Source organism: Campylobacterota bacterium (assembly GCA_020633995.1).
In the GTDB taxonomy this organism is placed as follows: domain Bacteria; phylum Babelota; class Babeliae; order Babelales; family RVW-14; genus JACKCO01.
Genome location: JACKCO010000004.1, coordinates 172,388 through 195,453 on the forward strand (window position 1 = coordinate 172,388; position 23,066 = coordinate 195,453).

Annotated in this window: 19 protein-coding genes; 5 read left to right on the forward strand and 14 right to left on the reverse strand. The window is 41.4% G+C overall.

The features are described 5' to 3' along the window. Positions 1 to 65 precede the first annotated feature (65 nt). Both H6679_03875 and H6679_03880 read left to right on the forward strand, forming a co-directional pair. Entirely contained in the window at positions 66 to 809 is a 744-nt protein-coding gene (locus H6679_03875) for a 4a-hydroxytetrahydrobiopterin dehydratase (GenBank protein MCB9493388.1), read from the forward strand. 132 nt (positions 810 to 941) lie between these two features. Beyond that, positions 942 to 1,823, forward strand: a complete 882-nt coding sequence (locus H6679_03880) for a 4a-hydroxytetrahydrobiopterin dehydratase (protein ID MCB9493389.1) — start codon at positions 942 to 944, stop codon at positions 1,821 to 1,823. Here the strand turns inward: H6679_03880 and H6679_03885 are convergent. The 5 genes from H6679_03885 to H6679_03905 all read right to left on the reverse strand — a co-directional run bounded on the left by H6679_03885 (position 1,820) and on the right by H6679_03905 (position 6,500). Continuing rightward, positions 1,820 to 3,325: a hypothetical protein gene (locus tag H6679_03885; protein ID MCB9493390.1), complete on the reverse strand. Its 1,506-nt coding sequence runs from the start codon at positions 3,323 to 3,325 to the stop codon at positions 1,820 to 1,822. The genes H6679_03880 and H6679_03885 overlap by 4 nt on opposite strands. 23 nt (positions 3,326 to 3,348) lie before the next feature. Next, the gene (locus H6679_03890) at positions 3,349 to 4,329 is read right to left on the reverse strand and encodes a hypothetical protein (protein ID MCB9493391.1); all 981 of its coding nucleotides are present in this window, start codon (positions 4,327 to 4,329) and stop codon (positions 3,349 to 3,351) included. A gap of 231 nt (positions 4,330 to 4,560) precedes the next feature. Then, positions 4,561 to 5,223: a hypothetical protein gene (locus H6679_03895; GenBank protein ID MCB9493392.1), complete on the reverse strand. Its 663-nt coding sequence runs from the start codon at positions 5,221 to 5,223 to the stop codon at positions 4,561 to 4,563. Positions 5,224 to 5,270: 47 nt separating this feature from the next. Continuing rightward, positions 5,271 to 5,939: a hypothetical protein gene (locus tag H6679_03900; protein ID MCB9493393.1), complete on the reverse strand. Its 669-nt coding sequence runs from the start codon at positions 5,937 to 5,939 to the stop codon at positions 5,271 to 5,273. 30 nt (positions 5,940 to 5,969) lie between these two features. Next, a complete protein-coding gene (locus tag H6679_03905) occupies positions 5,970 to 6,500 on the reverse strand; it encodes a hypothetical protein (protein ID MCB9493394.1) in 531 nt (176 codons plus the stop codon). Between the two features lie 149 nt (positions 6,501 to 6,649). Here H6679_03905 and kdsB point away from each other — a divergent pair, with 149 nt between their 5' ends. Further along, positions 6,650 to 7,414 (forward strand): 3-deoxy-manno-octulosonate cytidylyltransferase, encoded by a 765-nt coding sequence (kdsB, locus tag H6679_03910; GenBank protein ID MCB9493395.1) that lies wholly within the window; start codon positions 6,650 to 6,652, stop codon positions 7,412 to 7,414. 582 nt (positions 7,415 to 7,996) lie between these two features. On the opposite strand, the gene H6679_03915 is transcribed toward kdsB, so the two are convergent. Genes H6679_03915 through H6679_03935 form a run of 5 tightly spaced genes read right to left on the reverse strand, consistent with a single transcriptional unit; the run spans position 7,997 to position 15,298 of the window. After that, positions 7,997 to 8,557, reverse strand: coding sequence for a hypothetical protein (locus tag H6679_03915; GenBank protein ID MCB9493396.1), 561 nt, complete (start codon positions 8,555 to 8,557; stop codon positions 7,997 to 7,999). 13 nt (positions 8,558 to 8,570) lie between these two features. Beyond that, a complete protein-coding gene (locus H6679_03920) occupies positions 8,571 to 10,880 on the reverse strand; it encodes a hypothetical protein (GenBank protein MCB9493397.1) in 2,310 nt (769 codons plus the stop codon). A 15-nt stretch (positions 10,881 to 10,895) separates the two neighbouring features. Then, the gene (locus H6679_03925; GenBank protein MCB9493398.1) at positions 10,896 to 12,707 is read right to left on the reverse strand and encodes a metallophosphoesterase; all 1,812 of its coding nucleotides are present in this window, start codon (positions 12,705 to 12,707) and stop codon (positions 10,896 to 10,898) included. 16 nt (positions 12,708 to 12,723) lie between these two features. Next, a complete protein-coding gene (locus H6679_03930) occupies positions 12,724 to 13,821 on the reverse strand; it encodes a hypothetical protein (protein MCB9493399.1) in 1,098 nt (365 codons plus the stop codon). Then, complete coding sequence (locus tag H6679_03935) at positions 13,793 to 15,298, reverse strand: ABC transporter substrate-binding protein (protein MCB9493400.1); 1,506 nt, start codon at positions 15,296 to 15,298, stop codon at positions 13,793 to 13,795. The genes H6679_03930 and H6679_03935 overlap by 29 nt, the downstream gene beginning before the upstream one ends. Before the next feature lie 152 nt (positions 15,299 to 15,450). On the opposite strand from H6679_03935, the gene H6679_03940 reads away from it, so the two are divergent. Continuing rightward, positions 15,451 to 16,188, forward strand: a complete 738-nt coding sequence (locus H6679_03940; protein MCB9493401.1) for a hypothetical protein — start codon at positions 15,451 to 15,453, stop codon at positions 16,186 to 16,188. A gap of 11 nt (positions 16,189 to 16,199) precedes the next feature. On the opposite strand, the gene H6679_03945 is transcribed toward H6679_03940, so the two are convergent. The 4 genes from H6679_03945 to H6679_03960 all read right to left on the reverse strand — a co-directional run bounded on the left by H6679_03945 (position 16,200) and on the right by H6679_03960 (position 20,125). Continuing rightward, positions 16,200 to 17,942, reverse strand: coding sequence for a hypothetical protein (locus H6679_03945; GenBank protein MCB9493402.1), 1,743 nt, complete (start codon positions 17,940 to 17,942; stop codon positions 16,200 to 16,202). Between the two features lie 122 nt (positions 17,943 to 18,064). Further along, positions 18,065 to 18,586 carry an ankyrin repeat domain-containing protein gene (locus tag H6679_03950; GenBank protein MCB9493403.1) on the reverse strand — a complete coding sequence of 174 codons (522 nt, stop codon included), beginning with the start codon at positions 18,584 to 18,586 and terminating at the stop codon, positions 18,065 to 18,067. Between the two features lie 9 nt (positions 18,587 to 18,595). Further along, the gene (locus H6679_03955; GenBank protein ID MCB9493404.1) at positions 18,596 to 19,645 is read right to left on the reverse strand and encodes a hypothetical protein; all 1,050 of its coding nucleotides are present in this window, start codon (positions 19,643 to 19,645) and stop codon (positions 18,596 to 18,598) included. 27 nt (positions 19,646 to 19,672) lie between these two features. Beyond that, entirely contained in the window at positions 19,673 to 20,125 is a 453-nt protein-coding gene (locus H6679_03960; protein ID MCB9493405.1) for an ankyrin repeat domain-containing protein, read from the reverse strand. A 346-nt stretch (positions 20,126 to 20,471) separates the two neighbouring features. Here H6679_03960 and uvrA point away from each other — a divergent pair, with 346 nt between their 5' ends. Further along, entirely contained in the window at positions 20,472 to 23,057 is a 2,586-nt protein-coding gene (gene uvrA, locus H6679_03965; GenBank protein ID MCB9493406.1) for an excinuclease ABC subunit UvrA, read from the forward strand. Positions 23,058 to 23,066 lie beyond the last annotated feature (9 nt).

A 23,066-nucleotide genomic window follows, 5' to 3' on the forward strand; every position in this document is an offset into this window, starting at 1 on the left:
AAAAATGTATTTTTGGGGTCGCCTTTTGGGCGACCTTTTTATTTTTTATCGTAAGGGAGTTTGGAATGATACACTTAATAGTACTTAGCTTTTTGGTGTTTTTAACGGTGCCTGTGTGGGGAGAAAATTCTCAGAGTTGTGATATAAGCGAGCAGCATTGTGTGCCTTGTGAGGGTGGAGTGCTTGCGCTCAGTCATGATCAGGTGAGGCAAAAGCTTGGGCAAGTTAAGCAATGGCATAAAAATCAGTATCGTCCAAACCGAATTATGCGTGCTTTCTTTTTCAACACTTTTGCAGCATCGATTGAATTTGTTAATACAGTTGCTCAACTTGCAGAAAATGAGGGACATCACCCTGATATTTTTGTTTTCAATAACCAAGTGCAGTTGCATTTGTATACTCACGCTGCTGATGGGTTAACTGAAAACGACTTTATTATGGCTGCAAAAATCAATCAACTTACATTGCCAGCCGATCAGGATAAGGAGCATAAGCACAAGCCAGACAAAAAAGCAGTACATTCACAAAGTGAGGTAAAGCATCTTTTGGCCCGCATGCCTGACTGGAATGTTGTGACAGATATTTGGCAGCGCTTGAGTCGTGAGCTTGAGTTTAAAGATTTTGTTCAAGCGATTGATTTTATGAATTGGCTAGCGCAAGAATCCATTCAAAGGAAGGACTATCCAGAGATGTACATTTTTTATAATCGTATGAAGATATCGTTATCAACAAAAAGTGCTCGTGGCTTTACGCTCGATGACTTTGATATGGCTTGCATGATAGACCAAAAATTTGATGAGCTTGTGTAGCAAAGAGAATAAAAAGTGAAGACGTTACTTGTTTCTGTACTTATATCGTTGACGTCTTCGTGATACTTTTTTACGTTCATTACTGTAGCCTGTTGGGGCTAGAATATATCTTCGTGTTGAAAGGGAGTAGTAATGAAAGTAATGTTAAAACAATATTTATTGTTACATGTAGTTTTTTGTGCAGCGTTTTTAGGTGCTGCGCAGATTCAGGGTTCAAAAAAGGAAGAATTATCAAAGAAGACCTGTACAGCCTGTCAAGGAAGCGTTCCAATCTTAGATCCCAAAGAGGAAAAAAGGCTGCTTGACCAGGTGCCAGCATGGGGTAAAGATGCTTATTTCCCGAACAGAATTACGCGTCGCTTTTCATTTGATTCGTATCAAGAGTCCATAGCCTTTATCAACAGAGTTGCAAATGTTGCTGAAAGAGAAGGACATCATCCAGACATTTTTGTTTTTGGTAACCAAGTGCGCTTGGATTTGTACACACATGCAGTTAATGGCTTGACCGAAAGTGATTTTATTATGGCTGCAAAGATTGATATTATTCCCTTGGCAAACCTTGCACAGAAAGACAATAGTGAGCAAGGGCAAACGTTTAGACCGTTGCATGCTGTCGTGACGGAGTATGATAAAAAACGTCTATTTACAGGGATTGGTGACTGGAAAGAAGTTGATGCGCTTTCTCCTCGTCTTTCTCGCCGGTTTGAATTTACAAATTTTGTTCAGACGATGAGCTTTGTTAATGAGATAGCAAAGCAGGCACAAGCGATGTCGCATTATCCTGACTTGTATATTTTTTACAGCAGAGCAAGAATTGATATTTACAGTCCAGGGCTTAAAACGTTTTCGTTTCAAGATTTTGAACTTGCACAATATATAGACGATCTTTTTGACCAACACCTGACGAGTGTGAAATTTGCATTCAAGTCAGACCAGGATGATGAGGCTGCAGGTTCAGTAGTCCAGTATACTGACATTATAGAAGAGTGTGAGGCGCTTGCAGCAGCCTCCTAGATTAGGAATACCAGGGAGCCATGTACTTCATCGTATGCAGATGCGTTTCTACCGGCAAACGTGTGTTTAAAGCCAAGTGAGATACGAGTGTTGTTGCTGTATGAAAGCTTAGCGCTCCAGCTCAGGCAGTGACGCTGGTGTTTCATACTATCAGCAATCAGTGCTGTATTGAAAAATCTGCCATGAAAATTTGGTACCCTAACGGTGGGTTGGTTATGAATATATGCGCTATAACTAACCCCGAAAGTTATATTCGAACGGAAAACATTGTGCCAGTAGTTACCAATTAAAAATGAAGTATGCCAGCGGTTTCTGATGTGTGTTTTAAATGATTCGTCAGCAAATTCCAACACGGTGGTATCAAATTCATTAAATGATGCTATCGTGTGCATGTTAAAACGTGGGGGAACGAGGACTTGTGATGGATCAGTCTTTTGCTCAGGTACACGCTCCATGCTTGAGTGAGGAAAAACATAAGAAAAGTTAGCATAAAAAAATGGATGAAAAAATGAATAAGATGAGTGGTATGACCCACTTAAAAAGGCTCCAACCTCTACGCCACCTCGATTTCCTAAGGTAATTTCCCAAACTTTAAAGCCTTTCTTTTTTGAAGCTGTTGGTAAGACGACGTTCATACCCAGGGCACAGTCGTAGGTGTTAGGGAGATAGGGCGCAAAGTTAACAAGTGTAAAAATGGACAGGTCACCAATGCCACGCTTTTGTTGCTTAGGTTGAAAGGTTAGCAGTTTGGGATTGGTAACTCCTCGCGTAAAAAAGTCAAAAAAGTCCATATTAAAATCACTAAAAAACTGAGAAAGACTGTTTTCCCCGCTTGCAAAAGTGTTTGAACAAAAGAGCCGGCCGTCCTGGGTTCTAAGTTCCATAGTTCGTCTACAGTCTTTGACCGTCAGCTGTGCACCAATACCACCGAGTAATTTTTTTGTATACGGTATGCGAAAATAAAACAGACCGTGGGCATGGCCTATGAATTCTTTTTGTTCAGCGTCAATGAGTATTTTTGTGGGACTAAGACAGTAAATATATTGTTCGGTTGGGCTATTACCAAAGCCAGTACCCCCACCAAGTGAGAATTTACCCTTGGCTGCGAGTTTACTCGCCAAAAAAATGTCCCTGAGCAGAAACTCTTTGCCAAAAATGCATTCAGCAAGGCCAGTTTTTTTACCTATTTTGTTAAAGCAATGGTCGGTAAAGTTGTGGGCAAATGAAAGTTCGAAAAAAAGTGCGTTATGTATTTTTTTTACGCCATGCTCTTGGTATGGGTCTAAAAGCCAATGGAGTTTAGGGGGAAGATAGCTTTTGTAGCGCTGTAATTTTTGTACAATAGACACATGATTTTTTTTGTTTTCTACTTGGTTTTTTACGGTCTGGTGAACTATTTCTTTGTTACTGAGCAGCAGTGAGTCTGGCGTTGTTTCACTTGCCATGATACGGAGAAATAAAAATAAGTACTGAAAAAGTAGAAAAACTATACTATTTCTCATGTAGTTCTCAATGGTTAGTGTTATTACTCAAGTAAAAAATCACATGGACATTCTATATTTTGTGTAACCCTGTCTCCATCGACAGTGATGTAAAATATACGTCCGCATTTGTCGTAGCCCCATAAAGCTCCTTCTGGGCCGTACCACAGGTTATGGTCGCCAATCTCCAAAACAAAATGTGCGGTTTGTGTGTCTGGAGGGGGCAGTGGAGCACAGCAGGTGGTCCCATCGTATAAAATAGTGACTTCAGGGCTTGTTTGTATCAACTTTTGTATCCAGGCGGGATAGTACAGTGAGATAGGGCCTAACTCAGTAATTGGTTGATAAACAACTGATGTTTGAGGACGAGATTGTTCCAGAGAGGGTAAAGATGGTTGTATCGTCGGTTGCACTACAGGTTGTCCAGTTTGGTTGGTTACTTGCGTGTTTGTTTGTGGTATTGGTTGCTCTGTCTGCGAAGTGTTTTGTGGTATTGTAACTTCTTGAGTGGGTGTTGTTTCTGGTTGCGTTTGAGTTGGTGTAGTGTTTGGGAGAGTTGATGGTTGAGGAGTCGTGTTATTTTGCGAAGGTTGTGTAGGTTGCGTTTGAGCTGCAGTGTCTGTGGGCTGTGTCGAAGATGATGAAGGTTTTGAGACAAAGGCAAGTTGTGATGTTTTGTCTGGCCAGGGGTTTGGTAGCGGCGGTGGCACAAAGGGGTCAAAAGAAAATGGTGTTGGTGTAGGAGGTGGTGTTGGCTCCGGTTGTGCATCAGTCGTGTCGGTTAATGTTGGATCTGGACAAAAAATTGCCTCAAGCTCATCAAGATCATTTTGCAGAATGTGCATATTTGTTGTCAGAGCGGTTATTAAAGGTTCTGCTTGGTCCAGGCCATTTTTGAGCGCAGCAGAAAGCTGCTCAAGTGATATTTGTATAGTTTGCTGGGGAGTTGGAGTATCATCTTGAGCTCTAAGCAGGAACATAAAGAAAAAGGAGATGAAAACTATTTTTCCAGATTTGTCCTTCACTCTCTACCTTTTTTGCCCTGCTTAAATTTGATTGGTTTAGCTGTGCGTAGTAGCTAGCGGCAGGACTACCCTAGCCTAGCATATCAGGTGGTGATGTACAGGGGGTGGTAACATTTGGATCAGAATAAGTGGGAGGAAAAAAGAGGTAGCTTGAAATAGTCCAAACCACCTCTTTTATTTCAGAGAAAAAGATTATGGGTAATTACCAGGTGCTCCTTCTCTTTTACGTTATTACAGTGTTGCGCCGCAGATTTCTGTGTTGATATCTTTTGTTGCAACGTCTGTTCTTGTGTCGTAAGCTTCGACTTTTGATTTGAGGGTGTTAACATCCTTGAGCAGTTTTTTCTTTGCGTCGATCATGCAATCGTATTCACCTGAGAGCTCTATCAGTTGGCCCATAATTCGTGCTGCATCTTCTTGTGAGTCACCAACGGCTGCATCATATTCGTCTTGTAGTTGATTTTTAAGTGCTTCAGCGTCTGCCTTTTTCTTTTCTAAATCACTAATTTCTGTTTCGGTGCTTTTGCGTAGTGATTCAAGTTTTGACTGGAGTGCAAGTTTTTCAGATGCTGCAAGTTCCACAAGTGCTTGTGTGTCAGTTACACAAGTTTGACGATCTTTGAGTAACTCTTTCCAACGTTTTCTTACACAATCAAAAGCGCCTTGACGTGCTTCATGACGTGCTTGCATCGTGCCAAAAAGGCTTACAACAGTTTCGTCGAGAGCCGTATATGTTGCTTTGTTTTCAGACAGGGCGTCTTTAAGTCCGGTAAGACTAGCCTCAAGTGCTGGCAATTGTGAGTTCCAGTCTGGAACTTCTACATTTTCTGCTCTAAGGCAAAGTCCTGAAAAAACAAGGCTTGAGGTAAGCAGAAGTGTGCTAAGCTTGTTCATTATAAAGTCTCCTTTTTAGAGTATATTTCCAAATATGACAACGGTGATTATGACTCATCACCTTCTTGTGTACACAGGTCTTTTTTAAGTTCGGTAGTATCGGTTGTTTCATCATGGTTGTATGCTTGTAATCTGCTGGTTAGGTCGGTGAGTGACTTTTTGAATAGTTCTCGTTGAACCATCATTGTTTCATATTCACTTCTAATGCCACTTAAGTCATCAATAATTTGCTTAACTTTTTCGCCGTTCATTTCGGTTAACGTTGCAAGCGATGCTTTAAGCTCGGCAATGCGTTCATTAATTTTGTCGATTTCTTCTTGAAGGGTTTTTATTTTTATGTTGCTTTCTTGAGTGAGCTTGTCAATTTCTGTTTGGATTGATTTGTTTGTTAATTTACGTTGCTCATCAACTTTGCCTTTATTTTCAAGGCAATTACCGATAAGGCCTTCAAGTTCTTTAAATTTGTCACGTAAGCATTTGTATGTTTCATCACGTTGTTTATCGCGTTCAATGAATACTTCTTCAAGTGTACCGAGAACAGGAATCATAACTTTGAATTCTTCACGCATTTCACCAATTTGGTCACGCACGCCACCAAGTTTTGATAAAATACTACTTGCGTCTTGCCACAGATTTTTGTTAACAGCAACTGCAAAAACTTGGCTTGCACCCAGAGAAAATGCCAGGCTTAGACTGAGCAATTTTTTTAGCGTCATGGTTCTTTCCTTTTTTGTACATGGTGATTTCTACACTTCACTACTTTTGCAAAACTGCATGAATTTTTCATGCCAAGTTAAATCATTACTCCTTTCCATATTGTTGAATGTGACTAAATACTGATTAAGCTGCTCGAGTTGCTTACTATTGTCCATTATGCTTGAGTCAATTTGCTCAATCAATGGTTTTAAATTTTCGATGAATTTTTCCCATAAATCCTCATTTGTCTGATAGAGAGAGCACTTCTCTTTAGTCTGCTCATAGTCACTGACCAATTGAGCGAGGTTTTCTTTGATTGTTGAAAGTTGACTTGGTTGTTGCTGCAGAGTTTGAGAAAGTAGAGATGTTATATCTTTTATGTTATTTAAAAAAACATTTATACTAGAAATTACTTGTTCGCTTTTTTTTACTTTTTCTTTAAGACATGCGAGGATTTCGCAACACTCTTGGTTGTTAATAGATTTTTTTTGGTTGTTTACTTTAGCGAGGCTGTTCGCCGGATTGATAAGAAGTAGGGTGAAGCAAGAAAAAAGCGCTATGAGATTCTTTTTATTTTTCATGAGGACTCCTTTTTTATCAAAATAGAATTTATTTTACATTAGCTTGTTTCCTGTAATCTGCAAAGGGGTGGTCCGAAAATTATGGTGTGGTAAACTAAATGCTTTCGCTGACATATGCTTTTGTTTTTGTACAAAATTTGGACTTTATAATGTTTAAAAATAAAAAAATTGTGTGTGTGATTCCTGCTCGTCTTGCATCGACTCGATTTCCACGAAAAGTTTTGACTACACTTCACGACAAGCCTCTGCTGCAATGGGTATGGGAAGCAGCAAAAAAAGTTGTCGCATTTGATCGTGTCTTATTCGCTATAGATAGTCAAGAGACTGCTCGATTACTTGATAGTTTTGGTGCAGACTACGTCATGACTGATTCAGCATGTCCTTCAGGTACGCATCGAGTCATAGAGGTTGCCAGGCGAGGTGATGTTCATGCTGATGTGTGGGTAAACTGGCAAGGCGATGAGCCATTTATAACTTCTACCATGATTGATGATTTGCTCCAATCGTGCGATCAAACTGGTCAGCAGATGTGGACGTTGTGTAAAACTATCGAAAATGAGGCTGAAATTTTTGCTTCCAATATTGCCAAGATTGTCTGCGACAAGTGGGGCAAAGCACTGTATTTTTCACGCAGTCCAATCCCACATGTACGAGACCAGCATGAGCTACAGAGTTTTTTTCAGCAAGGTGCGTTCAAAAAACATATTGGTATTTACGCCTACACGACACAGACTCTGGAAAAGATAGCATCACTTGAGTCCAATATGCTTGAAGATGCTGAAAAGCTTGAGCAACTCAGATTTCTTGCAAACGGCATTGCCATAACTGTACATAATACGAGTCATGAAGTTATGGGTATTGACACTGAACAGGATTTGGCACGAGCGACACTGCGTTGTCAGTCACTTGCTTGACCAGAGGATTGAGATCCCCGATGGGACTCGGGGATGACAAATTTTGCTATTTAGAGAGCCTAAGAGTACTGCTGCTCAAAGAGCTGTTTTTTTGAGTAACTTTCTAAACAAGCTCGTCACGGGCTTGTTCCACTACTGTGCAAAGTGTTGTTCTTTCTGGTTAGCTTTCTAATTTTGGTAGCATCTGGCTTACTAATTTCGTCACCCTGGACTCCGATCCAGGGTCCATTTCTAAAGAACAAACGCACTGTACATATGAGTGTCACAATGGATACCGGCTCGGAGTCCGGCATGACGAGTCCTAACAGCCAAACACTCGTCGTTCCCGCGTAGGCGGGAAGCCAGAACTCGTCCCTCATATAAAATTTTACAAACACAAACATATTGGAGTTGGGGATGACAAGTTTTGTTGCTTAGAGAGCCTGTCCGCGACAGCTGTCACTCCGGGCTTGATCCGGAGTCTGTTTTGAGCGTTTTTGTGGATCCCGGCTCGTGGGCCGGGATTACGGAGAAAGAGTTGCGAGTATAAAGTGACGTCATGCCCAAGCCAGCGCTCTGACTTGTCAAATGCATAGCTGTTCTTTATTTATCCAAGTACTGAGTCAATTGTACAGCAGTTTCCTTATCGTATTCAAACTTGCTGGATGCAGCCTCATGCCCCCGAAGTGATTTTTTACTGCGGTGCTGCTTCATCATTTCTTTTGCCAGCTTATTAATGTTTGCAAAGCGAACACGCTGGAAAAACATATCCATGGTTTGACGAGCTTCTTGTTCGATTTCTTGCGGTGATACGTAGCCTCGCTCGTATTTTTGCATGAGACACGTGAGTTTTTCCATAACGTGCTCACAGCGTGATTCATACTCTGCACAGAAATTATTTGAGACGCTGTGAGGTGTTGTTCCTATATCTCCACACATTTTGTCGAGGAATTCAACCAGGTATTTTTTTATATTATTTTTGCCATAAATTTTATTGGGGTCGTCTGCACGAGTAACCTCAGTATCTTTGAAGTGGTTGCCCGGTGATCGAGTATTTTTTGGGTTAGATGTTTCTGTTTGTCTGATGTTAATTCCTGGAGGTACAAGGCTTGCAAGGCAAGGTGTTGTGAGGACGCATGTGGTCAGTAATAATATTTTTTTCATTGTTTATTCTCCTTTAGAAGCGGTAGTTAATGCCCATAATTAAAGCAAAAGCGGTTGAGTTACCAAGAGACTGATAGCTGTTAAAGCCATCACGGGTAACGCGAATAGTAAGTTCGTTTGGTTGTCCAAGTAAGTCTTTGTACAAATTACCAGGTACAAAAATAGCCATTCTGACAAAGAACAGACTGTGATTGAGTATCTCATAAAACAATTTAAGATCAACTTCGACGCCCAAATGTTTGCTTGCGTTATCCTTACTTTCCCAGCCAGAGAAACCAAAAAACTTACGAGCTTCTGCAATTTGTTTTTCAATGTCAGGGTCAGGATGTGTGCCATTTTTATCCCACTTTTGAAGTTGGGCAGCTTCCCAAAGTGACATAACATCAAGGGTCAGTGATAGTTTGCTTTTTTCTTCAAGTGGATACCAGGTTAGGCCTGCGCCCAGAAATTGAAGGTTAGAAAGATCTTTGGTGTTATTAAATGCGAAGAATGTTCGGTGTGAGATGTTAACTGGACGCGGAATTGCCAAGCGATCAAAAATGAGCATATTCTGAACACCAAGGCCTTTGTAACGTGAGCGCATTGGTATAAAGCCATGGTAGGTACAGTCGCGTTCGTTGTTGTATGGGTAGTTGTCACCGCCAATGTAGCCAACGGCAAGTGCAGCCTTTAGATGTGGCTTTTCAAATTCATAGCTCATGTCAGCAAGTGCCATGATACCGCGGTAGGACAAGCGGTAAGGTAAGCGGAAACGGTTGTTGCCAAAGCGTTGTGAGTTGAGGGCAAAGGAGTTTGCGGTTCCGCCGGTGTTAACCAGAAGATTTTGAGCGTTGTCTGTACGTTTTAAATTATCAGTTACCTGGGGGTCTTTATTAATAGGATTGTTAACAATAAGTGGCAATAATTCGTCCTTTTTGAAGGCCCCATCAGCAGGTATTGGAAAAACTCCTCCATGAGTGCCAGCATGAGCCTTTGCTCGTACCACAATGCCACTATCTTGCGTAGGAATATTTGATTTTAAGTCAATATGGCTAAACTTTGCACTAACTGCACCGCTTGAACCACCATGCACGAGCTGAATTAAGTTACGGTCAAGGCCATGCATTTGCTGGTGGCCCATTTGGCCAGCGACTTCAAAGTTGAAGTGCATGTTATTTTTCTTCCAGTCAAACATCAAGCCAAGTGTATGAATGTGAGAGCTTGCGTCAGCTTGTGCTTCAATTTGCTGTTCTGGTGCACGGGTGTAAGCCCAGTACGGTTCAGCATAATATTTACCTTTTTCTTTTGACTTGTAATCAAGAACGAGTCGACCAATAACGGTGTCACGGTCTTTGTCTCGTCCCCGCTCGGGAGCTCCTTTAAGGTGTCCGCGACGAACTGGCTGAGAAACATCAAAATGCGAGTTATTAACTTCGCGCCACTTCATGTAGTAAAGTTCTGCAGCGATATTTTTGTGTATTTGATGATGCAGCAACAGGCCGGGTGGCATGTGTGGATGACGCGCAAACAGCCCCTCTCCTGGCCAGCCAAGATAGTCAACAGCTAAGTCATCATGGTAGCCAACGACGATACCACGGCCTAAAAAGAATCGAAAATAACCAACTTTAAGGTATGTTTCACGATCTTGGAGCAGATCGGTAAAGGCATTAAAATTAATTTTAAACCAAGCTTCTTCAGTAAAAATGAGCGGCATGACGTTTTTGACTTTAACATTTTGAGCGAGCGAAACATCAGGTAGTGATGGTATCAGCAGGTCGTCAATGTACATAGGCATGTAGTGGCCATGGTTTTGCCAGCGTACGTAGTTGGTAAGTCTGATAAATGCTTGCGAAGCCGGCGTGCCATAACGCTGTGCACCTTGCTGTACGGAAAAATCAAGATTGAGTTTGTGTCTGAAAAATTCGTTGCGGTCAAAGCAGTCATCACGCAATGTGCGGGCACGATTGTAGAAGAAAAACTCATCACGAATTCGTCCACCAAGACCTATTTCAAGATCTTGCGTTTCAAGTTTTATCTTGTACGCGTCATGCAAATGAGGCATGTGTGTTTTGTCTCGTAGCGTGTAATATCGACCGGCGGTGTACAAGCGTGAGCGAACATGTTTGCTTGGTTTGGTGTCAAAAATGTCTTGTGTCTGTTTGACATGCTCAAGCTCTTCTTGCAGCGTTGTTTTGTCAGGGCTGTGCTGGGCAATAATAATGCTACAAGCATCAAGTTCGTCAGGATAAGAATCCTGGCGATGGTGGCTCTCTGGTTCTGCCCAACAGAATGATATCATTACTGCTGGGAGTATAAGAAGTAATAAAGCTGTGGGACGCTTCATTGGCATTTCTCCTTTTTATTCTGCCGGTTGTAAGCGTTGTTCTTGTTCTGGTATATCCTGTTGCTCAACGTGGGAATATTCAGTTTCTTGATCAGTAGTTGGTGGTTGCAGACGTTGCTCTTGAGCATGTTCTTCGTGATATACATGCTCGTCGTCGATCTCTGGCTCTTGTCTGGTTTGTTGTTGCGCAGGTTGGTCTTGGGGTTGTTGTTCATCATCAGTTTTTAGATCGTTAAGCAGTCTGATAACAGATTGTAGATGGTCCTTAATCTCATCAATGCTTTCATGTGTATCTGGTGATGGCTCAGCTGGCTGTTGAGGTATTCGTTTGACTGTCTTGGTTGGTTTTTGTGGTTGTTCCGGTTGCAACTGTTTTTTGGCCCTCACTTCTGCCTCTTCTTGCTTTTGAGCCACATCCTGTTTAATTTTTTTGGGCTTTGCCTTTACAGCTTTCTTTTCTGGTTTATCGGTTTTTTCTTCTTCTTTTGCCTGTGCGTCAGGAGCTGGCTCATCAGTTGGCGCTTTAGTTTGGGTTCCTTCTTCAACTCCGGTCAGCAGTGAATAGACCGTCTTTTTGTATTCTTTATCATCTTGGCGTGTGTCGCGGTTATAGAGTATGAGTTGCCATTGTTCAAGTTTTGCAGCGGGAATGAGCATGACAAAGGCGTCATGGTAAAACTTAAGTGCCTTTTGATATACCATGGTTGGGCATGAAAGAATGTTCCATGCAACGGCACCCATGTCAGGAGAAAGGTAACGCAGGCCTGTCATTGTTTGAAATGACTCGCGCTTTTTTTCACCCTTGAAGATAACTTTTAAGTCTATAGAACTTTCTGCTTCAGGACCCTCTTCCTCAGAGCTTTCGCCTCCTTCATCGGCGTCTCCTTTGAGTTGATGCCAACTCAGTCCCGGTTTTTTCTCAGATAAAAACGCTGCGTAATGTGCTTCATTGAGTATTGGTATTTTCCCACGCTTTGAGTCAGAGATACGAATAAATTCGTTGGTAGCTTGATCAATTGTTGTGATATAACAGGCGAGTGCTAACGTATTGAAAAAAGCGGTTACTTCTTTTTCTAAAGGAATAGTGCTTTCATCAAGATGCTTTGCACGAATTTGTAGTTCCGCTTTGAGTGAGTGCTCCTGCCAGTAATCACCGGTCTCATGATTGCCGCGAAGGTATACGACGTTGTCGGGATTTGCTTGTAGTAGGCGCATGGCAAGACTAAGCATTTGCATGGTGCTGTGTGAGCGGCTAATTACATCGCCCATGAAAACAATGTAGTAGTCGGAAGATTTTAACTTGAGATCATCATCGATAAAATCGAGCTTCTTCAATTGCTCAAGATCTCGAACGATTGAATGAAATGCCCCCTGGACGTTGCCAAAAATAACAAATTTTGTTTTCGAAGTTGTTGCAATTTTTGTAACAAAATTATCTTTCATACCTTTTTCTTCACGGGGTTTGGTGAGTTTTTCTAGCTGTTCTTTAAAAAAACCAGCAGACCAGAGTGGTGGTTTTGAAAGACCTATAAATGAAAAAAGCCATGAAAACTTTTTTTTGCTGTTTTTCCAAAATGATGATTCAAATTGTTTGTAATGCTTATTAAATTGTGGCCGAATAGTGTTGTCTGTGTCTGTAGGAACTTTTTCCTCAAGACCCTGAGCATATTCACTGATTGCGGTAAGCGTTTCAAAACCTGTCTTGTAAATTGGGAGTGGAACGAGAACGGCAACAGCCAAAACCACCGCACCAATGATGCCAAGGGTAATACCACATATTTTAAGAACGAACAAAATATTTTGTTTTGAAAACAAACTCTTTTTCACGATGACTCTCTTCCTTTTATGTTAAAATAATATATGTGATTGCACTTGCAAGCAAGAGCACCATGAAAATAAAAATGAGCATGCTAACAACTTCTAATGTCCGTGTGAGATTTTTTGGATTGACATCTTTTTGCCCCTTAGTTTGGGTAATAAAATAGCGGTTAACCAGAAGTTGTATGGCAAAAGATACAAATGAAAAGACAAGTAAAAAGAGATAGATAGTATCGGTGGTTGTCATGTAACCCACCTTGGGCATCATTTGTTCGATAACAAATCGATAACCAAGCAAAGCGGTTACAGCTGTTATGGCCAAACTAAAGCGAGAAATGTAGTTTGTAGCACTGACCAGAAATGAGAGGAGCGAGAGAAAGGTCGCTGAAAAAATCGGGATAAAAATAACCATGATTCGCTTTATACCAGCCTTGGCAAAGTTGATAATAAAAAGAGCCTTGGGGTTGTTAATTTTTTTAGTCTTATCCTGCTCGTCGAGTTGAATTGGCAAAAAGCCAGAGTCAACATTAACGTCAGTGAGCTGCCAGCTAGAGGGAACGACGCCCTTGGCGAGCTGAAAGCCTGAAACATCAACCATATAGTACATTTCTTCAGGCGTAACAAAGTTATTGGTTAGTACGATCGAAAGTCGATGATCTTCGAAGGGGAATTTGTGGAATTGCAAGTTGGTATCAAGTTCGAAGAGTACGTCATATTTTACAAAAATACGATTTTTAATCATTTTTATATCAGGCGGTGATCGTCTTTTAATTTTGCTGTTGTCAAATGAGAAGCTTTCGATGGTGCTGAGCATGATCTCATCAGCGTTGAATTCAAACCATACAACAGCATCAACCTCAAAGCGATTATTCTTAACGTCAAATATAGGGAAGTTTTTAATCAGCATTCCCGTATCAACTTTTACTGCAAATGGACCGAGTTTTTTGATAACTTCTGTGTTAATAGCGTTAAGCTCTGGAGGGGTATCGGTGGTAGTAAAGCGCAATAGCGGGATTTGAAAAATAGCAAGTAGATAAAGCATTACCAGGGCTATGATGCCTGTTTTAACCTGTATCGCATGATCGAGGGTGAAGTCAATTATTTTTTGAATCGTTTTGTTCATAATCTTCTAACGTTTGAGGAAACGGAATCCATTCTTCTTTTTGTCCAATATTGATCCATACCTGATGTGAAAGTGTTCGGTTTTGGGCAGAAAAATTAAGTTCAAGGCCTTTAAAATTCTCCTGTTGCATATCTTCTAAGATTGATATGACTTTATCGCTGTTGAGTGGAAGCGTTATACGTTTAAAGCATTCACAAAGAAGGGCGGCATTAATGTACCCCTCCAAAGAAAATGGTGATAGCGTTTTGTAGGGTAAATATTCTTGCATGTCCTTTCGATATTCTTCTACGATGGGCAACTTGCTAGTAAATGGGCTCGGGACAACCGATGAAGTAATGAGTTGTATGCCGCGTGAGCGGCGCAAGGGGCGCTGGATTGAGAAAAGCGTTGAAAGCCCCAAAAAGACTGTTTGGTGCAGACCTTTGTTAATGACTTGTCGAATAAAATTATATGCTGGCCGTGCGTGAGCAATACACAAAATTGCGTTTGGCGAATAGGCCGAGAGAAAATCAACCGCTTGTTTGATATTGACGGTACGTGCTGGATAGCCAGCTTTTGCCATAAGTTTAAGCCCATGCTCATTAAGAATTTTTTCAATTAAAATGACTGCTCCTTCGCCCCAATCACTTGCTTCATAAAATACGGCAAACTTTTTCTTGTAAAGCACTTTGACTGAGTGATCGATGAGCGCTTTCAGTTCGAGTTCATTAGATGCTCGAAAATAAACGGAATTAACGTTTTGTTCTGTTCGCAAACCTGGGCTTCCCTCTATGGGAAAAATATTGGCAAGTTCACCAGTATGAATGTGTGGCATGATGGCCCCAACAACCTCAGTGCCAAAGAAGCTTAAAAAAAGTGGCGAGTGGGGTGACATTTTCCCGATATTACGCCGTACCTTAGGAATTAACGCGCTGTCGTTGAGCGCGTACAGATGAAAATTGAAGACAAGTTCCTTAAAATCTTTTTTCATTTTTTTGAAAAAGAGCGTTATGCCGTCAAAAAGCTGTTTGCCGATAATGGAAATTTCACCTTTGAGTGGAAGGCTTGCAGATATTGGAATTTGTGTCTTGCCAGAGACAATTTTTGTTTGGATAGGTAACTCTTGACGTTGGGGGATGTCATGGGGGCTAGGTTCTGTTGGCGGTGGTTGCTGAAGCTTTTCAGTGCGTTTAACAAATGCTAGGGGTGGAGTGTCTTCTTCTTTCTCTTGTCCATATTTGTCAAGTTCTTCTGTTAGGGCATCTTTTTTTATAGCACCAGGTTTGTGTTTTTTTATTTTTTTTGCTTCTTTTGCAACGGTAATAGCTGGTTGTTCTAGATCATCTTCGTATATTTCTTGCTCTTGTTGTAGTCCTTCTACGTGTTCAGGGGTTGATATTGGCAAATCATCAACAGCTATATTACTGGCATGTTGGCCAATGTACGCAACGCTGAGCATAAGTGTGAGTGTGAGTATTATTTTGTTTTTGTCAGGCATGATTTTTTTCGATCAAAAGATGGACATAGTGTTATTCAACAACCGCAATTACTTTGCCTTTTTTTGATTTATTAAGTCAACAGTATTCTAGAATGATTGCGCTAGGGTATACTTCAGGCGTGCTTTGAGATAATAAAAAAGGAAGGAGTAGGATGAAGCTTCATAATAGCCTAGTGTTCATTTATTTGTTTGTTTGCGGCAGTGTATTTGCAGCTGGTCCTTATACACACGTTTATTTGACGCAAAAGTGGATAAATAAAAACAGAGCATCATATAACGAGCCTGAGAATGTTGCTCAAAAGCGCGCATGCTTGCTGGGGGGCATGTGGCCAGACATTCGATATATCTTAAAAGAAGATAATGTGACGCCCGTTATTACACGTAAGCAAACGCATGAGCGCGGCTTGACTGCTGAAAATCTTCGAGCATGTCAGGACGCTTGTGAGTTGGGTAAAAAAATACATTGTTTTATCGATGAAAAACGAGAAGAATTTGCACGTAAGGAAGGTATACGTGATCTGCTTTTTAAAAAGAACCAAAAGCTACCTCAGAAAATGAGTGATCGATATCTTAAATTTTTGGAAGATGAAGTTTTGTTTGATATGCAGGGTCAGTGGGATGATTTTCTATGGACTGAAAATTTTATGGCGGATGGAGAAATTGTTTTGGGTTTGACGGAGCGCGATGTACGTGTGTGGCATGAAAAATTACGACTTGTTTTTGCCAATCGTCCAAGTAAGCTGCTCAGTTTGGTCAAGGGAAAAACATATTTTGGCATTAGTCCTACGATGTTAGAAGTATGGTATGAGCTCATGCCAGATTTTTCAGGTGATCAAGAAATACAAAGCTACGTGAAGCGGATGCTTATTCATCTTGAGCAGCTATTTTGATGTGAAGGCTGCTAACGTATTCGTGTTCGTTGGGGACGTTGCGTTGTTGTAGTAGATTCTCTTTCTCTGCTTTGTGTTTGTGTTTTTGCTGTGGGTTCACTTGTCGTTGTAGGGTCAGATCGCAAAACTGATTCATTCGATAGTCCCATACCTGTTGCAGCTCGTACCCCTTTGGCTGTTGCACGTTTTCGGCTACTTTTAACAGATCCTGTTCCAACGTCTGGTGCAATATTTTTTTGAGGAGCTCTCTCGATGGTTGCCTCTGGAGATTGTAGTGTTCGTGATGTTGGCGTTTCAGGTCGTTGTATTTTTTTGAAAGATTCATGAGGAGCTTCTGTTTTTGTGGTGGCAGCGGCTCGTCTATCGTTTATTCTTTGAGCTGGTTGCTCTGTTGTTTGAGGTTGTATTTTTGTTTGCGTTTTTGGGGTTTCTTCAGCCGGGAGTATGGGCCCCGGTTCAGTTTTTGTAGTAGGGCTTGGCTGTGGCGTAATACTTTTTTCTACGGTTCCCGCTAGCCCAATAAAGTACCAGTTGTTACCGATGGGGAGTTGGTCGGAAATGTTGGTTCGGGTGAAAACTTTGTCGCCAAGTTTTTTACTTTGGGTGATCCAGACCTGATCGATTTCAGGATGGGTGGTCAATTTGATGCCAATGCCAGGAATGGTTTGCCATAGTTTGCCGTCTTTTTGTTTGCAGTATATGGGAAGGTCTTGGTCAGGATTTTCAGGGTTGGCCGCAGCAAGTGCCCAGAGGTTGCCGCGAGCATCAGCGACGGGAGTTTGGATATTTTGTGTTTGTAGATCGAGCCCGATAGGATACCAGTTGTTACCGATGGGGAGCTGGTCGGAAATGTTGGTTCGGGTGAAAACTTTGTCGCCAAGTTTTTTACTTTGAGTGATCCAGACCTGATCGATTTCAGGATGGGTGGTCAATTTGATGCCAATGCCAGGAATGGTTTGCCATAGTTTGCCGTCTTTTTGTTTGCAGTATATGGGCAGGTCTTGGTCAGGATTTTCAGGGTTGGCCGCGGCAAGTGCCCATTGGTTGCCACGAGCATCGGTGACGGGAGTTTGGATGTATTGCGTTTGTAGATCGAGCCCGATAGGATACCAGTTGTTACCGATGGGGAGTTGGTCGGAAATGTTGGTTCGGGTGAAAACTTTGTCGCCAAGTTTTTTACTTTGGGTCATCCAGACCTGATCGATTTCAGGATGGGTGGTCAATTTGATGCCAATGCCAGGAATGGTTTGCCATAGTTTACCGTCTTTTTGTTTGCAGTATATGGGCAGGTCTTTATCAGGATTTCCAGGATCAGCCGTGGCAAGTGCCCATTGGTTGCCACGAGCGTCGGTGACGGGAGTTTGGATATTTTGTGTTTGTAGATCGAGCCCGATAGGATACCAGTTGTTACCGATGGGGAGCTGGTCGGAAATGTTGGTTCGGGCGAAAACTTTGTCGCCAAGTTTTTTGCTTTGGGTCATCCAGACCTGATCGATTTCAGGATGGGTGGTCAATTTGATGCCAATGCCAGGAATGGTCTGCCATAGTTTGCTATCTTTTTGTTTGCAGTATATGGGCAGGTCTTTATCAGGATTTTGCGGATCGGCGAGGGCAAGTGCCCACAGATTACCACGAGCGTCAGCGACAGGGGTTTGTAATGAAAGGTTTTCTGCTGAGAATACGCTTTTGGGGTAAAAATTTATTGTCAGTAAAAAGAGTAACAGGTTTGTTTGTAGTGACTTATATTTGTTCATGATACTCCCTTAACAAAGCTTTCTAAACTGATTAACTTTTTCAGAATACTTTGCCAAGGGGGCATTTTGTCAATAATTTGTGGATTTGCTTTGTAGGCGGTTGTTCTGCGTTAGGCAGTAGTTTAGTTGTTGATTTCTCGAGTTTGTTTGGCGTTAAGCAAACAGCGTAAGATGAGTGCTTGAACTGGAAGAGGGTGTCTGTCTAGAGCAATACTATAAAGGCTTTCTCCGAGTTTGTCTGTTGCTTCTGCGTTTCCACCGTGCTTAAGCAGTAGGTCAAGAATTTCTATATTGCATTTACCAACGCGAGGTACAGCGCTTTGTGTCGGAGTGTTACCACAAGCGTCTGGTTGATTTGGATTAGCACCTTTTTCAAGTAAGGCTTGGACTAATCCTTTATGCCTGTTTTCAACTGCATGATGCAGCATGGTAAATTTACCTTTGCCATGTGTAGCATTAATAAATATGGGGCTAATTTCTTTGACGTCTGCTTCTGTGAGTTTGTCTGAGAGTATTTTGTGTACAAGATCCTCAGGAAGAGAGTGTATTTCTTGTTGGTTCTTGCGGCATTCTGCTCCTCTTGCATGAGGAAGTTGAGAGGCTGCAAGCATGAGTATGAGCGCTAAAATATTTGTTTTTTTCATAATGTCTCTTTAACGATAATTTTTTTGTTCTAGTTGTTTACCGAGTATTTCGTTCAAGAACGGGTCACCCAGTATAACATCTTTTAATGGTCTGCCACAAAAGGGGTGCGATAATTTTGTATGAGATAGATCTATGTCGTTAGAGTTAAGCAATACTTTGAGCATTGGTATGTTGACACTAGGAGCGAATGCGTGATCTATTGCTTTGTGATATTGTTTGCATACAGCGTTGACTTGTATATCGTCTGAAGGTTTGTTGTTGTTAGCTGTTATAAGTGCCTGCGCAACCTCTATTAGATTAGCTTGTACTACATAATGAAGCAAAGTTTTTCCTGTGATTTGGTCTACATGACTTATATTTGCTCCAAGCTTGATTAGTTCTTTTATAGTATCTCGTTGTTCCATGTGAGCGTGACTGGAGTTTGTTTTTTCTATTGCGATCACGAGCAGCGTTTTTCCTTGCCAAAGTGGAAAGTTAATATCAATCTTGTGATTTTTAATGTATTTGTGGAGCGTTTCTTCTGTCAGCTCTCCATTATCCACAAACCTGTATAGTTCTTGATATGCCGTATGGAGCTTTTTAGCATGTGAGAACAGTTTGTTATTTTGAGCTTGTATTTCTAATGTATTGTCGATGTCTTGTTCTTCATCTAAGTGCATGCTTTCAAGCTCTCTCCATAATAGATAGCCATGGGCGTAGTCATCAAGTTTTAACGGGTGGCAGGTTGCTATGTTATTTGATGCTTTTATAAGTGCTGCATTTAATGAGTTATTCAGTTTTTGAGCTTCCTTTAGAGCGAGAATGGTTTTTATTATGATGTTTTGATCCCTTAACAATAGAGCTCTCATAATAATGTCGTACGTATAATTATCATCGATTTTGATTCTGTTAACATTAAAGTCCGTAAGCCAGCCATTAGGAATGGTTTTATCATTGCCTGTTTGTTTGGTTATTAGGCGAAGATGAATGTTTCTGGGTATGTTGTTTGGCTTCTCTATAGAGTACAGGTTGACATTTGCTAATGCTAGCAGTGCTATAGCGCTTATAAGCTTTTTCATAGGAACCTCCATTTATCGATAATTTTTTTATTGAGTGGTTAAAGTTTCGGGCGTTGGGTTAGCATAAAATCTGTGTAGCCCTACTCTAAAAACGGTGATGTTTTGAGTTATTTCTACAGGCTCCCCTTCTTGTTGTACTGGAAGGTCGAGCGTTTCTATATCACTATCCTCATTCAGATTGATTACTGGCGCTTCTGGCACATCTTGAGTAAGTGATTGTAGTAGTGCAATTATGTTTACGTGTCCTTTTGCTTGAGCGTAATCAAGCGCTGTCCATCCTGTAGGGGATGTTGCATTCAGATTTGCACCCGCATTGAGCAATATGGCCAACGTGCGACTTGTTAGCCGTCCGTCACGGGCTGAGCGTAAAAGCTCATTATCAGGTGTTCTTTCTGGGTTGATGGGTGGTGTACATTGTGCTGCAGGTAGCATGCCAAATATTAGTGATGCTACGAGTGTGAATTTAGTTACATTATTCATAGAGACCTCCATATTTTTACTAATACTTTGTCGAAAGAGCGCTAAAATTGAGTCCTTCTTTAGTGTATAGCGGTTCGTATAATTGTCAAATGGGCAATATTTATAATGTGTGATATTATGTATACCACCATTTTGATAGGGCAAAGAAGTTGTCTAATATACCATTTAGTCCTTCTAGAGGGGACATGTCGGGTTTTTTTGTATGGATTGTGCCTTATAATAAATGTTTTCAGGGGGCGTGACAGATCTTGTTTTTTATGGTATGTTATTGATCATTAGAAAATAAATATCTGTAATAATGTGACTAAAAGTGGAGTGTTAAACCGTTTAAGCAGTGAGGATCGTGATGGGTAAACCTACAATCAAAATTATTGGTGCTAAAGAGCATAATTTAAAGTCAGTTTCTGTTGATATTCCTAAGGAAAAATTGGTGGTTATTACCGGGCCATCGGGTTCTGGTAAAAGTTCTTTAGCGCTTGACACGTTGTATGCTGAAGGACAGCGACGTTATGTTGAATCGCTTTCGTCCTACGCGCGACAATTTTTGGGCGTTGCTCGTCGACCATCTGTCGAAAAAATTGATGGTTTGTGTCCTGCAATTGCCATCGACCAAAAAACGGTTGGTTATAATCCTCGCTCAACTGTTGGAACGATTACCGAGATTTACGATTATTTACGTGTTTTGTTTGCCCGTGTTGGCACTCCTCACTGTGTCGAGTGTGGTAAAGGTATTAGTGCACGTAGTCCTCAACAGATAGCCCATATGTTGCAGGAAAAATTTGATGGACAGGAAATTACGGTTACGGCGCCCATCGCAGTTCAAAAGAAGGGGGAGTTTAAAAATGAGCTTACGCGTTTTTTTGAACGAGGTTTTCATCGATTTGTTATAAACGGAAAATATTATCGTTTTACCGACCCACAAGATATTGCAAAAGTTAAGCTTGGAAAAACATATAAACATACAATTAGTGTGTTGATTGATAAGTTGCGTGTTCAAAAAGATGAACATGTTCGATTACAAGAGGCCATTGAAAAGTCATTTGGATGTAACGGTGGTTTGTGTGGCATTATTAATGAGCAGGGCTCTGAGAGTATGTATTCATCAAAGCGTATTTGTGTTGATTGTGCCCAGTCCTTTCCTGAACTTGAGCCCCGTATTTTTTCTTTCAATTCTCCCCTTGGCGCGTGTAAGAATTGTCATGGGCTTGGCTTTACGTACGAATCAAGTTCATCATTTGAAAACAAGTTGTGGGACTCTCTTGAGGATGACGAATCAAGCCGTTATACGGATGTGCGTCCACACGAGCGTCCGTGTGATTTTTGTCAGGGTAAGCGCTTATGTGATGAGGCTCTGGCTGTTACCGTTGCGGGAAAGAATATTTATCAGTTCAGCACCATGGCGATTAGTTCGTTGCTTGATTTTGTCAAAACCATTGAAACAGATCTGGATGCCGAGCAGCAAGTAATTGCTGCACCACTTATGCGAGAAATTATCAGCCGTTTAACCTTTCTCAATAATGTTGGCTTAACCTATTTAACACTTGCTCGTAGCGCTCGAACACTGTCTGGTGGGGAGGGGCAGCGTATTCGTTTGGCAACGCAAATAGGCTCATCGCTGAGTGGCGTTGTCTACATTCTTGATGAACCAAGTATTGGTTTGCATCAGCGAGACAATGACCGCTTAATTGAAACGCTCAAGTTGCTGCGTGATCAGGGCAACACGGTAGTAGTTGTTGAGCATGACATGGACACCATTAAGGCTGCGGATTATTTGATTGATATGGGACCGGCTGCCGGTATTTTAGGTGGCGAGGTGACTGCTCATGGGTCACCGTCAGAACTTGCAAAACTAGAACAGTCCCTGACCGGTAAATTTTTGTCTGGTAAGCGAGCGATTAAAGTTCCCCAAAAACGTCGTAAGGTAAAGGGATTTTTAACGCTTAAAGGAGCACGGGCAAATAATCTAAAAAATCTTGAGGTTAAATTTCCTCTCGGTGTTTTTTCTGCCGTTTCTGGCGTTTCTGGATCAGGAAAAAGTAGCTTGGTCATGCAGTGCCTTGCTATGGGGCTACGACAATATTTTAGCTCAGGGTATGCAATAGGCCGAAACTTTGAAGAAATTGAGGGTATTGATCAGCTTAGAAATGTAGTTATTGTTGATCAAAGTCCAATCGGTCGCACACCACGCTCAAATCCAGCAACGTATCTTGGTATTTTTGACGATATTCGCAATCTGTATGCAAGCTTGCCTGAGAGCAACGCCAGAGGCTACAAACCTGGTCGATTTAGCTTTAATGTTCGTGATGGGCGTTGTTTTGAATGTAATGGTGAGGGTAAAATTAAAGTATCAATGCACTTTTTAGAAGATGTGCAAGTACTGTGCAAGACCTGTAAGGGTAAACGCTATAACCAGCAGGTTCTTGAGATAACCTTTAATGGTAAAACGATTGCAGATATTTTGGAAATGTCGGTGCTCGAGGCACAAGAGTTTTTCAAAAATTTCCCACGTATTAAAAAACGTATTGATCTGCTTTGTGAGGTTGGACTTGACTACATTAGACTTGGTCAACCATCAACAACATTTTCTGGCGGTGAGGCGCAGCGTATCAAGCTTGTCAATGAGCTTGCAAAGCGTGATAGTTGCACATTGTACGTTCTTGATGAACCAACGACGGGGCTTCACAGTGCCGATGTTGACAAACTCCTTCATGTGATTAACAAATTAGTTGATCGCGGAAACAGTGTGCTGGTTATTGAACATAATTTAGATATGCTCAAATCAGTTGATTACCTGATTGACATTGGTCCTGAGGGTGGAGAGCAGGGTGGTTATGTTGTTGCTCAAGGGCTGCCTGAAGAAGTAGCAAAAAGTAAGCAAAGTATTACCGGTAAGTTTCTAGCACGTGAGCTTGCGAATAGTCAAAAAAAATAAAGGCACACT

What these genes read in the sequence shown, in the direction of transcription:
- H6679_03905 (MCB9493394.1), bottom strand. Translation starts at nt 6,500, where the DNA reads ATGAAAAATAAAAAGAATCTCATAGCGCTTTTTTCTTGCTTCACCCTA.
- H6679_03920 (MCB9493397.1), bottom strand. Translation starts at nt 10,880, where the DNA reads ATGAAGCGTCCCACAGCTTTATTACTTCTTATACTCCCAGCAGTAATG.
- H6679_03955 (MCB9493404.1), bottom strand. Translation starts at nt 19,645, where the DNA reads ATGAAAAAGCTTATAAGCGCTATAGCACTGCTAGCATTAGCAAATGTC.
- H6679_03945 (MCB9493402.1), bottom strand. Translation starts at nt 17,942, where the DNA reads ATGAACAAATATAAGTCACTACAAACAAACCTGTTACTCTTTTTACTG.
- H6679_03915 (MCB9493396.1), bottom strand. Translation starts at nt 8,557, where the DNA reads ATGAAAAAAATATTATTACTGACCACATGCGTCCTCACAACACCTTGC.
- H6679_03960 (MCB9493405.1), bottom strand. Translation starts at nt 20,125, where the DNA reads ATGAATAATGTAACTAAATTCACACTCGTAGCATCACTAATATTTGGC.
- H6679_03900 (MCB9493393.1), bottom strand. Translation starts at nt 5,939, where the DNA reads ATGACGCTAAAAAAATTGCTCAGTCTAAGCCTGGCATTTTCTCTGGGT.
- H6679_03935 (MCB9493400.1), bottom strand. Translation starts at nt 15,298, where the DNA reads ATGCCTGACAAAAACAAAATAATACTCACACTCACACTTATGCTCAGC.
- H6679_03950 (MCB9493403.1), bottom strand. Translation starts at nt 18,586, where the DNA reads ATGAAAAAAACAAATATTTTAGCGCTCATACTCATGCTTGCAGCCTCT.
- H6679_03875 (MCB9493388.1), top strand. Translation starts at nt 66, where the DNA reads ATGATACACTTAATAGTACTTAGCTTTTTGGTGTTTTTAACGGTGCCT.
- H6679_03895 (MCB9493392.1), bottom strand. Translation starts at nt 5,223, where the DNA reads ATGAACAAGCTTAGCACACTTCTGCTTACCTCAAGCCTTGTTTTTTCA.
- H6679_03930 (MCB9493399.1), bottom strand. Translation starts at nt 13,821, where the DNA reads ATGAACAAAACGATTCAAAAAATAATTGACTTCACCCTCGATCATGCG.
- H6679_03885 (MCB9493390.1), bottom strand. Translation starts at nt 3,325, where the DNA reads ATGAGAAATAGTATAGTTTTTCTACTTTTTCAGTACTTATTTTTATTT.
- kdsB (MCB9493395.1), top strand. Translation starts at nt 6,650, where the DNA reads ATGTTTAAAAATAAAAAAATTGTGTGTGTGATTCCTGCTCGTCTTGCA.
- uvrA (MCB9493406.1), top strand. Translation starts at nt 20,472, where the DNA reads ATGGGTAAACCTACAATCAAAATTATTGGTGCTAAAGAGCATAATTTA.
- H6679_03940 (MCB9493401.1), top strand. Translation starts at nt 15,451, where the DNA reads ATGAAGCTTCATAATAGCCTAGTGTTCATTTATTTGTTTGTTTGCGGC.
- H6679_03880 (MCB9493389.1), top strand. Translation starts at nt 942, where the DNA reads ATGAAAGTAATGTTAAAACAATATTTATTGTTACATGTAGTTTTTTGT.